At 73.1% G+C, this 18,162-nt stretch carries 14 protein-coding genes; 4 read left to right on the forward strand and 10 right to left on the reverse strand.

The annotated features are described in order from the left end of the window. Window positions 1-75 precede the first annotated feature (75 nt). Window positions 76-2,844 (forward strand): ATP-binding protein, encoded by a 2,769-nt coding sequence (locus ACQP2Y_RS32625; RefSeq protein WP_433719452.1) that lies wholly within the window; start codon window positions 76-78, stop codon window positions 2,842-2,844. Window positions 2,845-2,862: 18 nt separating this feature from the next. On the opposite strand, the gene ACQP2Y_RS32630 is transcribed toward ACQP2Y_RS32625, so the two are convergent. The 7 genes from ACQP2Y_RS32630 to ACQP2Y_RS32660 all read right to left on the reverse strand — a co-directional run bounded on the left by ACQP2Y_RS32630 (window position 2,863) and on the right by ACQP2Y_RS32660 (window position 12,689). Beyond that, window positions 2,863-3,168 carry a hypothetical protein gene (locus ACQP2Y_RS32630; RefSeq protein ID WP_433719454.1) on the reverse strand — a complete coding sequence of 102 codons (306 nt, stop codon included), beginning with the start codon at window positions 3,166-3,168 and terminating at the stop codon, window positions 2,863-2,865. A 65-nt stretch (window positions 3,169-3,233) separates the two neighbouring features. Continuing rightward, window positions 3,234-3,911 (reverse strand): ABC transporter ATP-binding protein, encoded by a 678-nt coding sequence (locus ACQP2Y_RS32635; protein WP_433719455.1) that lies wholly within the window; start codon window positions 3,909-3,911, stop codon window positions 3,234-3,236. Next, a complete protein-coding gene (locus tag ACQP2Y_RS32640) occupies window positions 3,911-4,855 on the reverse strand; it encodes an ABC transporter ATP-binding protein (RefSeq protein WP_433719457.1) in 945 nt (314 codons plus the stop codon). Before ACQP2Y_RS32640 ends, ACQP2Y_RS32635 begins: the two co-directional genes overlap by 1 nt. Continuing rightward, window positions 4,852-7,548 carry an FtsX-like permease family protein gene (locus ACQP2Y_RS32645; protein WP_433719459.1) on the reverse strand — a complete coding sequence of 899 codons (2,697 nt, stop codon included), beginning with the start codon at window positions 7,546-7,548 and terminating at the stop codon, window positions 4,852-4,854. The genes ACQP2Y_RS32640 and ACQP2Y_RS32645 overlap by 4 nt, the downstream gene beginning before the upstream one ends. Then, a complete protein-coding gene (locus ACQP2Y_RS32650; RefSeq protein WP_433719462.1) occupies window positions 7,545-10,637 on the reverse strand; it encodes an FtsX-like permease family protein in 3,093 nt (1,030 codons plus the stop codon). The genes ACQP2Y_RS32645 and ACQP2Y_RS32650 overlap by 4 nt, the downstream gene beginning before the upstream one ends. Window positions 10,638-10,721: 84 nt before the next feature. Next, the gene (locus ACQP2Y_RS32655) at window positions 10,722-11,705 is read right to left on the reverse strand and encodes an aldo/keto reductase (protein WP_433719464.1); all 984 of its coding nucleotides are present in this window, start codon (window positions 11,703-11,705) and stop codon (window positions 10,722-10,724) included. 105 nt (window positions 11,706-11,810) lie between these two features. Then, the gene (locus tag ACQP2Y_RS32660; RefSeq protein WP_433719467.1) at window positions 11,811-12,689 is read right to left on the reverse strand and encodes an aldo/keto reductase; all 879 of its coding nucleotides are present in this window, start codon (window positions 12,687-12,689) and stop codon (window positions 11,811-11,813) included. 139 nt (window positions 12,690-12,828) lie between these two features. Here ACQP2Y_RS32660 and ACQP2Y_RS32665 point away from each other — a divergent pair, with 139 nt between their 5' ends. Next, window positions 12,829-13,692, forward strand: coding sequence for a helix-turn-helix transcriptional regulator (locus ACQP2Y_RS32665; protein ID WP_433719470.1), 864 nt, complete (start codon window positions 12,829-12,831; stop codon window positions 13,690-13,692). A gap of 232 nt (window positions 13,693-13,924) precedes the next feature. Here ACQP2Y_RS32665 and ACQP2Y_RS32670 read toward each other — a convergent pair whose 3' ends face one another. The 3 genes from ACQP2Y_RS32670 to ACQP2Y_RS32680 form a co-directional block, all read right to left on the reverse strand. Beyond that, window positions 13,925-14,494 carry a flavodoxin gene (locus ACQP2Y_RS32670; protein WP_433719472.1) on the reverse strand — a complete coding sequence of 190 codons (570 nt, stop codon included), beginning with the start codon at window positions 14,492-14,494 and terminating at the stop codon, window positions 13,925-13,927. 451 nt (window positions 14,495-14,945) lie between these two features. Next, the gene (locus ACQP2Y_RS32675; RefSeq protein ID WP_433719474.1) at window positions 14,946-15,809 is read right to left on the reverse strand and encodes an SDR family NAD(P)-dependent oxidoreductase; all 864 of its coding nucleotides are present in this window, start codon (window positions 15,807-15,809) and stop codon (window positions 14,946-14,948) included. 14 nt (window positions 15,810-15,823) lie between these two features. Next, complete coding sequence (locus tag ACQP2Y_RS32680; protein WP_433719477.1) at window positions 15,824-16,552, reverse strand: hypothetical protein; 729 nt, start codon at window positions 16,550-16,552, stop codon at window positions 15,824-15,826. Between the two features lie 109 nt (window positions 16,553-16,661). Here ACQP2Y_RS32680 and ACQP2Y_RS32685 point away from each other — a divergent pair, with 109 nt between their 5' ends. Together ACQP2Y_RS32685 and ACQP2Y_RS32690 are read left to right on the forward strand one after the other, a co-directional pair. Next, window positions 16,662-17,105 (forward strand): MarR family winged helix-turn-helix transcriptional regulator, encoded by a 444-nt coding sequence (locus ACQP2Y_RS32685; RefSeq protein WP_433719480.1) that lies wholly within the window; start codon window positions 16,662-16,664, stop codon window positions 17,103-17,105. After that, window positions 17,102-18,097, forward strand: coding sequence for a S66 peptidase family protein (locus ACQP2Y_RS32690; RefSeq protein ID WP_433719482.1), 996 nt, complete (start codon window positions 17,102-17,104; stop codon window positions 18,095-18,097). Before ACQP2Y_RS32685 ends, ACQP2Y_RS32690 begins: the two co-directional genes overlap by 4 nt. Window positions 18,098-18,162 lie beyond the last annotated feature (65 nt).

Consider the following 18,162-nt stretch of genomic DNA (forward strand, 5'->3'; position numbering starts at 1 on the left):
GCGGTACCGAGCGGACAGTGAGCAGCGCGACTGCTGCCTCCAGGTCGGCGGCAGCAACCATGCGGCGGTGCTTTCATGCCCGATCGAAGTCCTTCCCTGCCGCTGCGCGGACGTAGCGTCGAATGCGGGGCCCTCGACCAGCTCATCGTGAGCGCGCGCGCCGGGCACAGCCAGGTCCTGGTCCTGCACGGCGAGGCCGGCATCGGCAAGACGGCCCTGCTGGAGTACCTGTTCACCCGGTCCGCCGGCTGCCGCGTCGCCCGGTCCGCCGGAGTCGAATCGGAGATGGAGCTGCCGTTCGCCGGGCTGCACCAGTTGTGCGTCCCGTTCCTCGGCCTGCTCGACCGCCTGCCGGAACCGCAGCGTGATGCTCTGCAGACCGCGTTCGGGATGCGGGGCGGCACGGTCCCCGACCGGTTCCTGGTCGGGCTGGCGGTGCTGACACTGCTGTCGGAGGTCGCGGAGGAACAGCCGCTGATCTGTGTGATCGACGACGCCCAGTGGCTGGACCGCGCCACCACCCAGACGCTGACCTTCGTGGCCCGCCGGCTGCTGGCCGAGTCCATCGCCGTGGTGTTCGCGCTGCGCGAGTTCGGCAACCAGCAGGACCTGTCCGGGCTGGCCCGGCTGGCCGTCGAGGGGCTCATGGAGGCCGACGCCCGCGAGCTGCTGCAGACCGTCGTCACCGGGCCGCTGGACCCGCAGGTGCGGGACCGGATCGTCGCCGAGACCCACGGCAATCCGCTCGCACTGCTGGAGTTGCCGCACGGCCTGACCGCCACCCAGCTGGCGTTCGGTCCCGACGCGGCCAGCATGCCGCTGGCCAACCGGATCGAGCAGGGGTTCCTGCGCCGGGTGCACCCGCTGCCCGTCGAGACGCAGCAACTGCTGCTGCTGGCCGCCGCGGAGCCGGTCGGCGACCTGACCCTGCTCTGGCGGGCCGCGCACCGCCTGAGCATCCGGCCCGACGCGGCGAAACCGGCGACGGCGGCCGGGCTGCTCGAGCTGGGCGGGCGGGTACGGTTCCGGCACCCGCTGGTGCGTTCCGCGGTCTACCGGTCGGCTTCCGATGCCGAGCGGCGAAGTGTGCACGAGGCGCTGGCCGAGGCCACCGACCCGGCGGTGGACCCGGACCGCCGGGCCTGGCACCGGGCGAACGCGGCCACCGGTACGGACGACGGTGTGGCCGACGAGCTGGAGTCCTCGGCCGCACGGGCGCAGACCCGCGGCGGGGTGGCCGCGGCCGCCACGTTCCTCGAACACGCCTCCCGGCTGAGCGTCGACGCACGTCTCCGGGCCCGGCGGGCGCTGGCCGCGGCGCAGGCACATCGCCAGGCCGGGGCCTTCGAGTCGTCGCTGGCGCTGCTCGCCCAGGCCGCTTCGGGGCCGCTGACCGCGTTCGAGCAGGCGCAGGGAGACCTGCTGCGGGCGCAGATCATCTTCGCGACCACGTTCGGGGCCGACGCCCCGCCGATGCTGCTCAGCGCGGCCCGCCGGCTGGAACCGCTGGACGTCCACCTGGCCCGGGACACCTACCTGGAGGCCCTCGCCGCGGTCAGGTTCGCCGCTGACGGCGACGGCGCCATGGTGAGCGAGGTGGCGCGGGCGGCGCGGGCCGCCCCGCCGGCACCCGAGCCGGTACGGGCGATCGACCTGCTCGTGGACGGGCTGGCGGTGCGCTACACCGACGGCATGGCCGCGGCCAAGGCGACGCTGAAACAAGCGGTGGCAGCGTTCAACGGTCCCGAACTGCCGCCCGGGGTGGGCCTGCAGTGGCTCTGGTTCGCGGGCATGACGGCGATGGAGCTGTGGGACGACACCGCCTGGCTGAACCTGGCCGACCGGCACGTCCGCCTCGTGCGCGACCTCGGTGTCCTGCCGTTGCTGCCGATCGCCCTGAGCACGCGCAGCGCCGTGCACGTCTGCGCCGGGGAACTGCACGAGGCCGCCCAGCTCAACGACGAGGTCGGCCGGGTCACCGAACTGCTCGGGGGTCAGCTCGGGCCGTACGCGTCCCTGAACTTCGCCGCCACCCGCGGCCGGGAAGGTGACGCCCTCGACCTGATCGAGACGGCGATCTCCGACTCGCGGGCGCACGGCCAGGGACTGGCCGTCGTGATCTCGAACTACGCCGGCGCCCTGCTGTACAACGGCCTGGGCCGCTACGAGCAGGCTCTGAGTGCGGCGGAGCGCGCCACCGTGCTGCCCGAGGACCTCGGCGGCAACACCTGGGCGCTGGCCGAACTCGTGGAGGCGGCACACCACAGCCGGCAGCCGGAACGGGGCGCCGAGGCGCTGAGCCGGCTGTCCCGGATCACCCAGGCGGCCGGCACGGACTGGGGACTGGGCCTCCAGGCCGCGATGACCGCCCTGCTCACCGACGGCGACGCGGCCGAGCCGTTGTACCGGGAGGCGATCGGCCGGCTCGGGCAGACCCGCATCCGGCTCGCGCTGGCCCGGGCCCACCTGCTCTACGGCGAGTGGCTCCGCCGGCGCAAACGCAGGATCGACGCGCGCGAACACCTGCGGACGGCCTTCGAGATGCTCTCCGCGATGGGCGTGGAAGGCTTTGCCGAACGGGCCCGCCGGGAGCTGGCGGCCACCGGCGAGACGGCCCGCAAGCGCGTCATGGAAACCCACCTGGAGCTCACGGCTCAGGAGCGGCAGATCGCCCGGCAGGCGGCCGACGGTCGCACCAACCCGGAGATCGGCGCCGAACTCTTCATCAGTGCCCGCACCGTGGAATGGCACATGCGCAAGGTCTTCACGAAACTCGACATCACCTCACGCCGCCAGCTCCGCGAAGCCCTGCCACGCCCCGGCAGATCCACCGCCTCGGCCTGACCCGCCGGATCGTCCTGCCTACTTCTCCTCCACGTCCAGGAAGAGCCCGGTGAAAGCGGCGTTCATGGCACCGAGCTGGCCGAAGAGTTCTCCCGCTTCCGGGGTGGTGACCGCGCGCGACGCGGCCGCGTAGTCGTCGAAATAGAGGTCGAGGGTGCGGTGGGCCGGGGTCGCCGTCCCGTCCTCCTTGGGGAACACCTTCGCGGACTCCAGCCGCCGCAGCCCGGGCAGGGCGGCTGCCCGTTCCAGCAGGGCCGGATACTCCGCTTCGAAGATGCCCGGGTCCGCCGGGTTGTCCAGGATGAGCGTGATTTTGGTAGCCATGGGACTCACCCTGCTCCGCCGGCCGGAGCTTTCGCACCCGTGGAACACCCGGGTCCGTTCACCGGTCAGTCGACGAGGGCGCCGTCGCGCAGGGTGAGCACGCGGTCGGCGCGGTCCATCAGGCTCGTGTCGTGAGTGGCGACCAGCACGGTCATCCCGTGCGCGTCGACCACCGCGCGGAGCAGGTCCATGATCGAGCGGCCGGTGTCCGAGTCCAGCTGGCCGGTGGGTTCGTCGGCGACCAGCAGCAGCGGCTCGTTCGCCAGGGCCCGGGCCACGGCCACCCGCTGCTGCTGGCCGCCGGACAGCTCGTACGGTCGTTGCGCCGCGTGCGCGCCCAGGCCGACCAGCTCCAGCAGCACGGCGACCCGCTGGTCGCGTTCGGCGGGCCGGCGCCGGGCCAGGCGCAGCGGCACGCCGACGTTCTCGGCGGCGGACAGGATCGGGATGAGCCCGAAGGACTGGAAGATGAAACCGATCGTGGTACGGCGCAGCTCCAGCAGCTCCCGCTCGGTGGCCCCGCCGACGTCGCGCCCGGCCACCTCGATCCGGCCGGCGGTGGGGCGGTCCAGTCCGCCGATCAGGTTCAGCAGGGTCGACTTGCCGGCCCCGGACCGGCCGCGGACGGCGACGAGCTCACCGCGGGCCACCATGAACGACACCCCGCGGACGGCGTGCACCACGCCGTCGCCGGCCGGGAAGTCCCGTCCCAGGTCGCTGACCCGGACCACCGTGTCGGACATCAGGGCTCCTCGCCGGGCCGGACGGCCACGTGGTCGGGTTCCAGGGTCAGTCGCACCCGGTCGCGCAGGGTCAGCGCCTCGACGAACGCGGCCGGCAGCTGCAGGCGGCCGTTGCGGTCGAGGACGGCGTACTCCTCGCTGACCAGCTCTTCCACGCCGTCGGTGCCGCGGCGCGCCGAGCGGCGTACCTCCGCGGCCGTCCGCCCGTCGCGGATCGCGACCGCCCGGCGCACCTCGCCGGCGACGTTGCGGTCGTGGGTCACCACCACCACGGTGACGCCCAGCTCGGCGTTCACCGTGCGCAGCGCGCCGAAGACCTCCACCGCGGTGGCCTCGTCCAGTTCGCCGGTCGGCTCGTCGGCGAACAGCACCTCCGGATCATTGGCCAGTGCGACCGCGACCGCGCAGCGCTGCTGCTCGCCGCCGCTGAGGCGGGCGGGCCGGCGGTCCGCCTGGTCGGCCAGGCCGACCAGCTCGAGCAGCTCGTCGGCGCGGGCCCGGGCCGCCTTGCGGCTGCCGCGGGCCAGCCGCACCGGCAGCTCGACGTTCTCCCGGGCATCCAGGTACGGCAGCAGATTCCGCGCCGTCTGCTGCCACACGAAGCCGACCTTCCGCCGCCGGTACGCGAGCCGGCTCTTCGCCGACATGCTCAGCAGGTCGTAGCCGGCGACCCGGGCGACGCCGGCGGTCGGCACGTCCAGCCCGGACAGGATGTTGAGCACGGTGGACTTGCCGGAGCCGGACGCGCCGACGATGGCCAGCAGTTCCCCGCGATCGACGACGAGGTCCAGGCCCTGCAGGGCAACGACCTCGACGCCGTCGGTCTTGTAGATGCGCACCAGGCCGTCGCACACGATGTGCCCGGCCAGCCGGTCGGCACCACCCGCGCGGTCGGCCGCCCGTTGTGCCGCGCGGCGTTCCAGGGCGGCGAGATCCTCGGTCATCCGTACTCCCCTCCGAGCCGCAGCGCCTCGCCCAGGCGCATCCGGCGGTTCGCGGCACTCTCCACCAGCAGCGCCGCGGCGACGGCGAGCATCACCACGGCGAGCACGGCGGCGACGAGCGCCGGGTCGATGCGGTCGCGGGCCGGCACCCCCGCGGTGAATCCGGACAGGCCCAGGGCGGGACCGAGCAGCCTTGGCAGTGCGACGCCGACCAGGCCGCCGGCGACCAGGGCGACGGTCAGCAGCGGTACGAGCTCGTACAGCAGCAGCCTGCGTCCCTGGCCGGCGGACAGTCCCAGGGTCCGCAGCCGCGACAGCGTGGCGCCGCGGACCGGTGCACCGGCGAGCACGGCGAAGGCGACGGCCAGCAGGGCCAGCAGGACCGCGCTGGCGGCACCGGCGGTGAAGGTGAAGCTGAGCACCCGGTTGACGCCGCTGTCCTCAAGGGACGCTCGCCGGCCCTGCCACGTCGTGACGGTCGTCGGTGGCAGCGCGTAGTCGGCCGGCGCCTGACCGAGCCCGCTCGTCCGGTACGCGAGCTGCCCGGCGTCCCCGGCGCGGCGCAGCGCGTCCGGGTCCGCATCGGGGCCCGCGACGACGAACCGGTTGAACTGCAAGGGCTGCGCCGCGACCGGCAACGCCTGAGCGGGCAGCACGACGAACCGCTGCGCTCCCACGCCCAGTCCCGCCACCTCGGCGGCGACCGCAGCGACCCGGAACGGGTAGGGCGTGCCCTGGACGTCCACCGCGCCCTCGGTGCCGACCGGCGCGGCGAGGTCGGGTGACACGAGTGCGGGCACGGGGTCACCACTGCGGCCGGCCCGGGTCAGTGCCGGTGGCAGGCGCAGGCTGTTGCCGCTGTCGCGCAGCACCCGGTCAACGGCCGGGCCGTCGACGACCAGCACGCTCACCTGACCCTGCGCCCGGCCGCCGCCACTGCTGCGCAGCGCCACGCCGTTGGCGACCCACAGCGGCGCCACCGCGGTCACCCCGGGAACGGCGGCCAGAGTCCGCGCGGTGTCCGCCCCGAACCCGGCGCCGACGATCAGCGCGTCCCCGGCCACCTCCTGATCCGTCGCACGGTCGCGGGCGTCGGCGATCGAGCCGGCCACCGTGCCGGTGAACACGCCGGTGGCCACCGCCACGACGAGCACCGCCAGCGGCGCGGTGTGCACCGGCGAGCCGCGACCGGCCCCGGCCAGCCCGAGGAACGGCACGGCACCGCGGGCCCGCGCGGTCAGGCGGCCGGCCAGCCGCAGCGGCCACGGCAGGAGCCGCAGAACGATCAGGGCCACCCCCACCGCGAGCAGGACCGGCACCACGACCAGGTACGGGTCCACGCCGTCGGACGCGGCCAGCCCGCGCCGGCGTACCAGCAGCACGCCGAGCGCGGCGAGCAGCACGACGAAGGCCTCGGCCACGAGTCGCCGCGCCGACGGACGCGACCGGGTGAGGTCCTGGCGCCGGCCGGCGAAGGTGGGATGCCGCTGTGTCACCGTGGCCAGCACCGGCGCGGTCAACGTGGCCACGGCCGCCACCGCGAGCAGCGGCAGCCAGCCGTGCGCGGGCGCCCGCCCGGGCAGCAGGGCACCGGCGAGCGCACCTGCGAGCACCGCGGCGGGCACGACCAGCAGGGTCTCGCCCAGCAGCCGGCCGCCGATGGTCGCGGCGGCGCCCCCGCGTGCCCGGATCAGGGCGAACTCGGCCCGGCGCCGCTCCACGACCAGGCCGGCGGCGAGCGCGATCAGGCCGAGCAGGGTCGCCAGGACACCGGCCTGCACGACGGCCAGCAGCGCGGCGACGGCGCTCTGCTCGTTCGTGAAGCGGCTCAGGGAGGTCTCGAGGCCGCTGGTCAGCACGGTTCGCGGCGGTGGTTCGCGCCGGGCGGCGGCCACGGCTGCGGCCAGCGCGGGCACGTCCGGGGCCGACAGGCGCTCCTCGGCGAGCCGGTAGCGCCACTCGTGGACCACGTCGCCGGTGCGCTCGGCGGCGAACCGCAGGCCGGCGTCGTCGGTGAGCAGGCCGGCCCGCACGGTGACGCCGTCGTCCGGGTTCGGGCAGGCCGTCTGGGTCAGCGGCATGTCGGCCCAGATCGGTGCCCCCGGGTCGGTCTGCTCGAAGATGCCGACCACCTGCACGGGGATCTCGCCGTACGAGCCGGTCAGGGTGAAGGTCGAACCGACCCGCAGCTTCATCGCCGTCGCGGCCGGGCGGGCCACCGTCGCTTCGACGGTGCCGCCCGAGGCCGGCGGCCGGCCCTCGACCATCCGCATCGCCTGATCGGCGCCGGTCAGCGTGCGCACCGACAGGCTGGGCGTGCAGCTGCCGCGGAACGGTGCGACATCGCCACTGGTACGCACACCGGCCGGCCCGACCCGCGCGGTGTACCACTGGTCGCTGATCAGCTCCGGCAGCGGCGCACCGAGCTGCGCGCGGTAGGTGTCGAGCCGTTGCGGGCCGTCGCGGACGACATCGGCGGTGGGGTCCAGCGGGAAACGCGCGCGCACGCTGCCGAAGGTGAGGTCGCGGGCGGTGTGCGGCAACTTGGCGATGTCCGCGCGCAGGCCCGCGTCCGTGTTGCCGTTGGCCAGTTTGGGCACGCCGCTCACCAGCAGGGCGGCGACCAGGGCGAGGGCCGCGAGCAGGGCCAGTCCACCGGCGAACGCGCGGGCACGGTGCAGCAGGGCGGTCATTGGTCCTGCCCCCAGGTGGGCGGGGCCGCGGCGAGGCGGCGGTGCGTGCGGACCGCGGCCAGCGCGGTCAGGGCGAGGGCGAGCACGACCAGGACCAGGCCCGTACCGGCGGCGCGCAGCCACTCGATGTCCGGCAGCGGCACGGGCACGGGCCGGGCGGCGGCGGGCGTGAGGACCAGCAGCGGGGCCACCGCGATCGCGACGAGCACCCCGGTGACCAGCCCGGCGAGCGCGCCGATCCCGGCCAGGAACGCCTGCTCGACCAGCAACGACCGGGTCAGCAGCCGGGGACCCGCGCCGAGGGCGTGCAGCACCGCCAGCTCACCGGCGCGGCGCCGGGTGGTGGCCTGCACGTCCACCGCGACCCCGACCGCGGCAAGCAGGACGGCTGCCAGGGCCGCTCCGAACAGCGCCGCGCGGGCCCCGGCCCCGAACGGGTCGCTACTCGCGGCGGCCAGCGCCCGCCGGTCGACGACCTGGATGCCGTCGAGCCGGGCCGCAGCACTCGCCGCGGCGGCGTGCGCATCCTCGCGCGTGGCCAGCCACCACTCCTGGGTCGCCGAGACCACGCCGCGCCGGCCGAGCAGCTGGGAGTTCAGCGTCGGGAGGTCGGCCAGCATCGCCGGGCCGCCGTCCGTGCCGGGCACAGCCTCGATCGTGTCCGCGATCCTGACGTCCACCTGAACACCCTCGATGTTCAGGGTGGTGGTCTGCCCGGTCCGCAGCCGCAGTTCGGCCAGCGCGGCCGGGGTGACCGCGATCGGCACCGGAGTGGCGGCGACGGCCGGCACGACCGCGAAGTCCACCCGGCCGGACCGGGGCACCCGGTAGGACACGGTCAGGGCATCCGGCCGAGGGCGGGCGGCGGGCGCCGTGAACTCCCGGTCCGCCACCTGCCACTTCGGGGCGGACAGCGGGACGTCCAGACCGTCGAGCCGCCAGTCCACCGTGGAGGACCCCGTGGCGGGGGCCACGACGAGGAACCCGGCCAGCCGCCACGAGCCGCCGGCCGGGGGCGTCAGGGTGAACCGGCCGGCAGCGTCCGGCTCGACCGGCGTACGTACCTGCCGGCCGCTGGGATCGGCGAACAGGGCCGTCGTCTGCACTCCCGGACCGGCCGTGACGGTGCCGGAGCGGGGCACCTCGCCGTCGCCCGGTGCGGGCCGGGCGGCGGCCAGCGTGCGCCACAGGCCCTCCGGGTCGCCGCCGGCGAGGTCGTCACGGATGCGCAGCACGCGCGGCCCGGCCGCCGCGTCCACGGCGATGAAGTCGCCCGTGCCGCCGCCACTGCCGAGGGAGACACTGGTACGCAGGCCGGGCAGCGCCGCCACCAGCCCCGGCAGCGCGCCGAGCTCGGTGGACCGGTCCGCGGGCGGGATCCCGGCGTTCTCGACCAGCCGCAGGTCGGCGCCGGCGCGCAGGTCGGCCTGATCAGCGGCGGAACGCTCGGACGTGCCGGCCAGGCACCACGAGACCGTGCCCGCGGCGACCGCCAGCGCCACCAGGACCATCGGGCCCGCGTGTGCCCGGCGCCCGGCCTGCCAGGCACCGAACACCGCCGCGCTGTCGGCCGTCCGCTCCGCGAGCCGGGCCCCGAAACGCGCCGCCGGGGGCAGCAACCGCAGCGTGAGCACGGCACCGGCGATCACCCCGAGCGTGGGCGCCGCGGCGAGCAGCGGGTCGATGCCCAGGGCGCCGCCCGAACCCGCGCCCGACAGCGGGGACGCGTACTGGCGCAGCTGCAACCAGCTCAGCACGGCCAGGGCCAGCAGCACCACGTCCAGGCCCGCGCGCAGGACGACGGAACGGGTGCGCGGTCGTGAACGGGCGGCCAGCTCAGCCGCGTACGCGCGCCCCCGCCGCGCCGCCGGACCCGCGACGGCCAGCGCACAACCGGCCGCGGCCACCGCCGCCACCAGCCACGTCGAGGCGGCCAGCCGAGGACGCAGCTCCAGCACGGCGGCCAGCGCCGGCACCCGGCTGGCCAGCACGACCAGCCCGAACGCCAGTACCGGCCCGAACACCGCCGCGGGCAGCACCACCAGCAGCGCCTCACGGACGGCGAGCCCGGCCAGCCAGCCGCGGGACGCACCACGGGCCCGCAGCAGCGCCGTCTCGCCGCGCCGGTCCTCGGCGAGCACCACGGCCATCAGCAGCAGCGCGTACCCGGCCAGCACGATGATCAGCAGGGCGGGCGTGACCAGCGTGGACCGGCCGACCAGATCGGCCCTGGGCAGCCGGACGGCGAGCTCGGGCAGGCCGGTCTCGGCCGTCGCCGACTCGTCCAGCCCCCGCGACGGTGGCAGTCCGGTCCCGGCCGCGGTCGCCGCGGCGGCGACCCGCTGCACCTCATCCAACGTGGTCGCGTCCAGTCGCGGGGTCACCAGCCACGCGGCGGACGCGGAGGCGGCGAAACGCGCGGCGAAGTCGGCCCGGTCCACCACCAGCGGCCCGTAGGTCGCCGACTGCGGCCGTACGCCGGTGGTGACCTCCGGCATCAGCCGCCAGTACGGATCACCGGCGTCCACCGGCCGCCACACCCCGGCCACCACCACCTCGGTGACCCGCCCGGTGCGCCGGTCGGCCAGCGGGATCCGGTCACCGACCGTGCGGCCCATCAGCCGGGCGGCCGGCTCGGCCAGCATGGCCTGGGCCGGCGACGCCCCCGGGTCGGCCCACCGGCCGGCGGTCAGCCGCGCGTGCCCGGGCAGGTCATCCACGTGCACAACCGACGCGTACGCGACCCCGGACGAGTCGGGCCGGGCCTGCCCGGTCGGCGCGGCGAGCGCCCAGCCCACGCCGTACTCGGCACCGGTGACGGTAACGGGCACGCCACCCAGCCCGCCTGCGAACGAGCGGCGCAGCGTGGCGTCCCGCTCTTGTTGCCGGGCCTGGTCGTCACCCGCCGAGCCGCGCACGAGCACCGAGCGCTCGGCCGGGTCGGCGGCGGCCACGGCGGTGCGGACGCTCGCCTCGGTCACGGCCGCGCTGTAGACGGTGAGGGCGGCCAGCAGCGTCGCCGCGGTCAGCGCCACCCCGGCCGCGGCCAGCAGCAGAGCCGCCGCCCCCCGTGTGCGCCGCAACATCATGCGCGCGATCTTGCCAGATCACCGAGCCGATCTGGGGGCATGGTGCCGCTCGCGACGTGCCGGGCCCCGGTCGTGGCCGGTTGCTCAGCGCTCGATCAGCCGCATCTGGTCGTCTGTGTGGTGACCGCCCTCGGCCGGTGGCAGCGCGGTGAGCGACGCGATCAGCTCCGCGCCGAGCTCCACCGTGTCCGCGGCCGTGTTCTCCTCCACCCGGCTCACCCGCTTGGTCCCGGGGATGGGCACGACGTCCTGCCCCTGAGCGAGCAGCCAGGCCAGCGCCACCTGGGCCGGCGTACAGCCCACCTGGTCGGCGACGGCCTGCACCCGGTCGGCGATGCGCAGGTTGCGCTGGAAGTTGTCCCCGGTGAAGCGCGGGTGGTGCTTGCGGAAGTCGCTGTCGTCCAGCTGCTCCAGATCCGCCGGCGACCGCAGCGCCCCGGTGAGGAAGCCACGCCCCAGCGGCGAGTACGCCACCAGCCCGATCCCCAGCTCACGCAGCACCGGCAGCAGTAGCTCCTGGTCACGCGTCCACAGCGAGTACTCCGACTGCACGGCGGTGACCGGGTGGACGGCGTGCGCCCGCCGGATGGTGCCGGTCCACGCCTCGGACAGCCCGATGTGGCGGATCTTGCCGTCCCGGACCAGGTCGGCGAGGGCGCCCATGGTGTCCTCGATCGGGGTGTCCGGGTCGACGCGGTGCTGGTAGTACAGGTCGATGTGGTCGGTGCCGAGGCGCTTGAGGGAGCCGTCGACCGCGGCGCGGATGCTGTCCGGGCTGCTGTCGGGCCGGCCCGCGGCGCGGCCGGTGTGCGAGATCAGGCCGAACTTGGTGGCCAGGACCACCCGGTCGCGGCGTCCCCGCAGCGCCCGGCCGACCAGCTCCTCGTTGACGTACGGGCCGTAGACCTCAGCGGTGTCGATCAGGGTGACGCCCAGGTCGACGGCCCGATGGATGGTGCGGATCGACTCGGCGTCGTCACTGCCGGCGCCGGTGTAGCCGTGCGACATCCCCATCGCGCCGAGGCCGATCCGGGCGACCTCCAGGTCGCCGAGCTTCGCGGTACGCATGATCGTCCTCCGTGTGGTTGCGGGTAGGGGGGTTCAGGCCTCGCGGCCGGGTCGGGCCTCGCGGCCGGGTCAGGCCTCGCGGCCGGGTCAGGCCTCGCGGCCGGGTCAGGCCTCGGGGATGGCGCGGCCGAAGGTTTCGAGGGTGACGTCGGCGGGCTCGGGGCCGCCGCGCTTGCCGGTGTCCAGGGCGTCGATCGCGGCGAGCTGCTCGCCGGTGAGGTCGAAGTCGAACACGTCGAAGTTCTCGGCGATCCGCTGCGGCTTGGTCGACTTCGGGATCACCTGACGTCCCTGCTGAAGGTGCCAGCGCAGCATGACCTGCGCCGGGGTCTTCCCGTACGCCTTGGCGATCTCACCGATCACCGGATCCTGCAGGGTGCTGGTGTGCCCGCTGTCGCGGTAGAACGTGATGCCCCCGATCGGAGCCCACGCCTGGGTGAGGATGCCGTGCTGAGCGCCGAACTCCTGCACGTCACGCTGCTGGAAGTAGGGGTGAACCTCAATCTGGTTGACCGCGGGCACGACCGAGGCCCGGTCGAGCAGGGCCTGCAGGTGCTCAACCATGAAGTTGCTGACGCCGATCGCGCGCACCTTACCGTCGGCCAGCAGCTGCTCCAGCGCGCGGTAAGCATCGAGGGTCCGCCCGAACTCCGAGGGCAGCGCCTGGTGCAGAATCAGCAGGTCGATCCGGTCGACACCGAGCTTGCCGGCACTCTTGTCGAAGCCGTGCAGCGTCTCGTCGTACCCGTAGTCACTGATCCAGATCTTGGTTTCGAGGAAGACCTCGGCGCCGGACCTGGCGACGGCCTCGCCCACCTGCCGTTCGTTGCCGTAGGCAGCGGCGGTGTCGACGTGCCGGTAGCCGGTCGCCAGCGCGGCCTCGACGGCGGCGCGGGTCTCGTCCGGCGGGGTCTGGAAGACGCCGAGGCCGATGGCGGGGAGCTCGACACCGTTGTTCAGCGTCAGGCTGGGGACGGTGGTCATGGAACGTTCCTCTCGGTTGCCGGTCATCAAGTGACGTATCCCAAGAGCCTGCGCTGAAACGGATGCGGCTGGGAGACCCTGCGTAGAGGGGTAGTGCCAGGGACCCCCTCCCGCCGGGCGAACTGCCTAGCCTGGGGGCATGGACAACCGCAGCGAGGTCCGCGCGTTCCTCAGCTCCCGCCGGGCGAAGCTGAGCCCGGAACAGGCGGGCATCCCCGCGTACGGCAGCCGCCGGGTCGCCGGCCTCCGCCGCGGCGAGGTGGCAGCGCTCGCAGGGGTCAGCGTCGAGTACTACACCCGCCTGGAACGCGGCAACCTCGCCGGTGCCTCGGACAGCGTCCTCGACGCGATCGCCCGCGCGCTGCGGCTCGACGACACCGAGTCGGCGCACCTCCACCACCTGGCGCGCGCCGCGGGCCGGCCGCCGGCTCGCCCCCGCCGCGAAAAGGCGCCCGAGATCCGGCCGGCGATCCGCCGCGTGCTGGACTCGATGACCGGCGTACCGGCGTTCCTGCGCAACCATCGCTTCGACGTCCTGGCCGGGAACTCGCTGGGCCTGGCCCTCTACGCGCCGATGGTGGCCGTTAGTCCGGAGCTCCCGGTGAACTCCATGCGGTTCACGTTCCTGGACCCGCATGCGCAGGCGTTCTATCCGGAGTGGCCGCAGGTGGCGCGCTCCGCGGTCGCTGCGCTGCGGACCGCGGCTGCCAGGCATCCGGACGACCCGCAGCTGATGAACCTGATCGGGGAACTGTCTATGCGCAGCGAGCCGTTCCGTAGTTGGTGGGCGGCTCAGGATGTCTACGTGCACCGGCACGGCAGGAAGCGTTTCCGCCATCCGGTGATCGGGGAGTTGGAGCTGGCGTTCGAGGGGCTCGAGCTGTCCGGTGACGACAACCTGACGGTTTTGACCTACTCCGCTGAAGCTGGCACGCCCTCTGGGGATGGGTTGGAGTTGCTCGCTACCTGGGCCGCGACGCAGCGGAGCGCCGTCAGCGGGTGACCGCCGTCAGCGGGTGACCGCACGGTCAGCCGCCGAGCGCCGCCAGCGGCTGAGCTCCATCAACGGCCAAACACCATCAGCGGCCCAGCGCGGTCAACCGCCAGGCACTGCCAGCCGCCGAGCGCCATCAGCGGCTGAGCAGGCCGATGCGGCCGAACGCCATCAACAGCCGAGCAGGCCGATGCGGCCGAACGCCATCAACAGCCGAGCAGGCCGATGCGGCCGAACGCCGTCAGCGGCCGAGCAGGCCGATTCGGCGCAGCCAGGCTGCGACGTCGGGCTCGGCGGCGGCGACTTCCTCGCCGCGCACGGCCAGGCCTTCCCCGAGCTTCGCGCCGGGACAGGCAGCGGCATAGTCCCGCTCGGTGGTCCCCAGCCTGCTCATCGCGTGCGTCGTGAGCGGATGCACAGCCTTTCCCGCGAAGTCGAGACCCGCCACGAACGTCGTCATGATCATCGGCGCCCGGACGTTCCAGATGGGGCTGCCGAGCAGGACCGTGTCGTAGCGGGCGATCGAGCCGAGCGGGTTCGCGATGCCCGGGCGCGCGTCCGTCTGCTGTTCGCGGACGTTGCGGGCGACCGTCGGCTCGTAGTCGTCGGGATAAGGCTCGGCGGCCTCGATGCGGTGCACGTCGCAGCCGATAAGCCGGCCGATCACGCCCGCGACGACCTCGGTGTTCCCCACGGTGAGCCGTCGGCGGCCGCCGTTGAAGTAGTTCTCCCCGGCACGGGAGAAGTAGGCCAGCAGCACTCTGTTGCCTGGCGAGGAGGGGGACGAAGCAGCGTCGCGCGACGTGCTCACGGCGGGACCAGAATCCGACGGCGCAGAACCCTGCGGCGCGGAACCTGGCGGCGCGGAACCTCGTGGTTCGGAACCTGCCGGCGGGGAAGCCGGCGCATCGGTGCAGGCGCCGAGCATCGCACCGAGCACGACACCTCCCATCAGCGCCCGCCGCGGGTACCTGGTGCTCTCATCCATACCGTGCATGCAACCCGCAATCGCGGCCGTCAGGGAGCCCCTGCCGAAAGGGGTAACGGCAGGGACCCCCAGCTTCAGGCTCGCCTCAGCCTGAGCCTGATCAAGTTCACCGCACGTTCTGCTCGAGATTCGTCGACGGCAGGGCCTGCCCGATTCGGGCGACGTGACCGATGCGGGACGTCAGTTTGCGATGCACGCCCAAGCTTCCGATACGTGCGGCCAGCCGCAAGACCCGCGCACCGACCTCGCCGACCAGGCCGATCGGTAGAGCGATTCATCTGCCCACATTCGACGGTCGCGGCAGGGCATCAACGCCGAGCACGCGTGCCGTGCGTTCGTAGACCGCCGTCGCCAGCTCGGTGTCGCGGGCCGGCGCGGGCGGGGTCGCGCTCGCCCCCTTGGCGAAGAAGCCGCCGTTCGGGGACGGAGGCGTCGTGGCCGTGGCGAGCAGGACCGGCGTCCGGGCCGCCTTGTCCGGCCTCTGGGCGAGGAGGCCGCTGACCGAGGACACGGCCTTGAGCAGGCCACCGGACTTGGCACTGAAGCCGGTACTGATGACGCCGGGGTTGGCACTGTAGGCGCTCATGCCGGCCGGAAGCCGATCCGCGAGCGCGACGGTCGCCAGCACGCCCGCGAGCTTGGCCGTGCCGTACACGGCGAGCTGCGAGAACCGCTCACGCCAGGAGACGCCGGTGACGTCCGGGTCGTCGGCGTCGAGCCGCCCGCGAGTCACCAGGTCGCTGGAGATACTGATGATGCGAGCGTCCGCGGCGAACAGGCCGTCGGCAAGCAGCAGGTGGGTGAGCTGGAACGGCGCCAGGTGGTTGAGGGCGTGCGTGCGCTCCACGCCGTCGGCGGTCTCCGCGTACCGGGGAAACGCTGCTCCGGCGTTGTTGATCAGCACGTCGACGCGCTCGACGGATTCCCGGAGTCGTGCGGCGAGCGTGCGAACGTCGTCGCGATCGATCAGGTCGGCGTGCAGCGCGTGAACGGTACCACCACGGGCATCCGCAGCGAGGGCACTGTCCGCGTCACGAGTGACCGCGACGATGTCGAATCCGGCGGCCAGCAGGTGCCGGGCCGTGGCACTCCCAAGGCCCCCGGCCGCGCCGGTGATGACAGCGGTGCGTGTAGTCATTAGGCACTCCTGGTTCAGGTGAGGATCTGGAGGGTGACGTCAGCCTGATGTCCCTCCCCGGCCGGGCGCACGGCCGGCCAACTGCCCGGCGATCCCTTGGCCATGCGGATCTCGATGTCGGGGGTGTTGCGGTACGGGCCGCGACCCCGTCCCGCGTACGGCGGCAGCGACTGGATGTGCGCGGCGAAGTCGTCGGAGAAGTACAACTCGGTGCCCAGCAGTTCCTGGCCGCCAAGACTGACCCGTACGTGGATGTGCAACGTCCGCGGCGTGTACCAGCCCGGCACGATGGTCCGGAATTCGACGTACCCGGAATCGTCGGTGACCTGCCGCCCGCGCAGGAACATCGCCGTGTCCGTCGGCCGGAACCGCCGCAGCGTCAACGAAACCAGGGCGGGAAACTTGTCCGCGCCGTACCGCTGATAGCCGGAGTAGATGCCGTCGGCGTCGCAGTGCCAGATCTCGACCATCGCGCCGGCGACCGGCGCGAGCGTGCCGACCTCCACGGTACGGATCCGCAGCAGCAGCGGAACTCCGTCCCGCCCCTCGCGGACGTCACGCCGAAGCGGCGACCCCGGCACGTAGTACGGCCCGTTCCCCTGGTTCGCCGTGGCCTGACCCGGTTCAAGAGTGGCCGCACGCCGGATGGCCGCATCGTTGTCGATCAAGCCCAGCAACGTCGTCAGCACCCGCCGGCGAACCCGGTCCCGCACCGACTCCCGCCTTCCCGCGATCGCGTTCATGCCGGCCCCTCGGTCAAACACTTGGACTCTCCAAGTATCGGCGATCCTTCCGGTAAAGCTTGGACTAGTCAAGTATTGGAGTCTCCAAGCATTGGGGTACGATGAGGCCATGGACGGTGAGTCGTTGACCTACCAGCTACTGCGGCTGGTGCACGCCATGGAAGGCGCAACCAACGCGCGGATCGAGGACGTCGTCACCGAGCTGAAACTCACCCACGCCCTGGCCGACGCCCTGTGGCAGCTCGAGCCGTCGGCCCCGGCGCCGTCAATGCGCCAGATGGCCGCCAAGCTGGGCTGTGACCCGTCGACGGTGACCTTCCTCGCCGACCGGCTGGAGCAGCTGGGCTACGCCGTCCGCGCGGCAGCCCCCGGCGACCGGCGCACCAAGGCGCTGCACCTGACCAACGCCGGGCGCGCAGCCCGCCGCCGCCTGGTCGAGACAGCAACAACCCGCACACCGATCGCCCGCCTGACCGACGCCGAACAGCGCCGCCTTCACCGCCTGTTAATCAAAGCGATGGAGCCACCCGAGCCGGAATACTCAGCCGAATGACCCTGCTTCGACCTCGCGCCCTCCAGCCCGGAGACCTGGTCGTCATCGCGGCCCTGTCCGGGCCACTCCAGGCCGTCTACGAGCCGAACGTCGAAAAGACGGTGGTCGTGCTCGAACGGATGGGCTTCCGCGTACGCCGGGCGCCGCTGCTCGAAGCAGGACGCCACCGTTGGTGGAGCGCGGCAACACCAGCGGAAATCGCCGCGGAATTGAATACCCTGCTGCGTGACCCCGAAGTGCGCGCGATCATCGCGAACGACGGCGGCCAGACGGCACTCGGCTACCTCGATCTCATCGACTTCGAGGCGATCAGGGCCGATCCCAAACCGATCCTCGGCTACAGCGACATCTCACTGCTGCATCTGGTGCTCTATGCCCGTACGGGATTGGTCGGTTTCCACGCCGACATGGCCACCCCCGGCTTCGGTGGAAACTGGCAGACCGCTTCGGCGACGCGCCGAGCGGAACTCGAGGATCTCTACACCAGACTGCTGACCAGCACCGAGGCGATCGGTGCGCTACCCGCGAGCCCGACCTGGGAATGCTGGCGGCCCGGGCGCACCGAAGGCCCACTGATCGGCGGAGTCATCAACCGCATTGTGCTGGCCCAGGCGACGCGCTTCGCGCTGCCGCTCGAAAGCTTCGACGGTGCGGTGCTGTTCTGGGAAGAAATGGGCGGGCTGGCCTCGTACGTGTGGAGCTATCTGCAGGTGATGCGGCACAGCGGCATCCTCGATCGAATCTCGGGCATGGTCGTGGGCATTCCCCGCGAAATCGATGGACTGGAGGAACTGACTCTGCGCGAAATAGTCCTCGACGTCCTGGGCGACCGCGACATCCCGGTCCTGGGCAACGTCGAGGTCGGACACGCCGGCCCGAACCTCCCGATGCCGGTCGGCATCCGCGTCGCCCTCGACGCTCAACAACGGAAACTGTCCCTCCTCGAACCGGCGACAAGAACTCCGCACCCCGATCGAGGCAACCGGCGTTGAACCCCCGGCAAGCCCCCTGAGACTTCGGCAGTGTCGATGTCGCACGGACGAGGCCGACCGAGGGG

It is taken from the genome of Actinoplanes sp. CA-051413, from assembly GCF_050955795.1.
GTDB lineage: Bacteria > Actinomycetota > Actinomycetes > Mycobacteriales > Micromonosporaceae > Actinoplanes.

Coding starts and splice junctions, on each gene's coding strand:
- ACQP2Y_RS32625 (WP_433719452.1), top strand. CDS start 76: ATGCCCGATCGAAGTCCTTCCCTGCCGCTGCGCGGACGTAGCGTCGAA.
- ACQP2Y_RS32660 (WP_433719467.1), bottom strand. CDS start 12,689: ATGACCACCGTCCCCAGCCTGACGCTGAACAACGGTGTCGAGCTCCCC.
- ACQP2Y_RS32685 (WP_433719480.1), top strand. CDS start 16,662: ATGGACGGTGAGTCGTTGACCTACCAGCTACTGCGGCTGGTGCACGCC.
- ACQP2Y_RS32690 (WP_433719482.1), top strand. CDS start 17,102: ATGACCCTGCTTCGACCTCGCGCCCTCCAGCCCGGAGACCTGGTCGTC.
- ACQP2Y_RS32655 (WP_433719464.1), bottom strand. CDS start 11,705: ATGCGTACCGCGAAGCTCGGCGACCTGGAGGTCGCCCGGATCGGCCTC.
- ACQP2Y_RS32665 (WP_433719470.1), top strand. CDS start 12,829: ATGGACAACCGCAGCGAGGTCCGCGCGTTCCTCAGCTCCCGCCGGGCG.
- ACQP2Y_RS32650 (WP_433719462.1), bottom strand. CDS start 10,637: ATGATGTTGCGGCGCACACGGGGGGCGGCGGCTCTGCTGCTGGCCGCG.
- ACQP2Y_RS32630 (WP_433719454.1), bottom strand. CDS start 3,168: ATGGCTACCAAAATCACGCTCATCCTGGACAACCCGGCGGACCCGGGC.
- ACQP2Y_RS32680 (WP_433719477.1), bottom strand. CDS start 16,552: ATGAACGCGATCGCGGGAAGGCGGGAGTCGGTGCGGGACCGGGTTCGC.
- ACQP2Y_RS32645 (WP_433719459.1), bottom strand. CDS start 7,548: ATGACCGCCCTGCTGCACCGTGCCCGCGCGTTCGCCGGTGGACTGGCC.
- ACQP2Y_RS32635 (WP_433719455.1), bottom strand. CDS start 3,911: ATGTCCGACACGGTGGTCCGGGTCAGCGACCTGGGACGGGACTTCCCG.
- ACQP2Y_RS32640 (WP_433719457.1), bottom strand. CDS start 4,855: ATGACCGAGGATCTCGCCGCCCTGGAACGCCGCGCGGCACAACGGGCG.
- ACQP2Y_RS32675 (WP_433719474.1), bottom strand. CDS start 15,809: ATGACTACACGCACCGCTGTCATCACCGGCGCGGCCGGGGGCCTTGGG.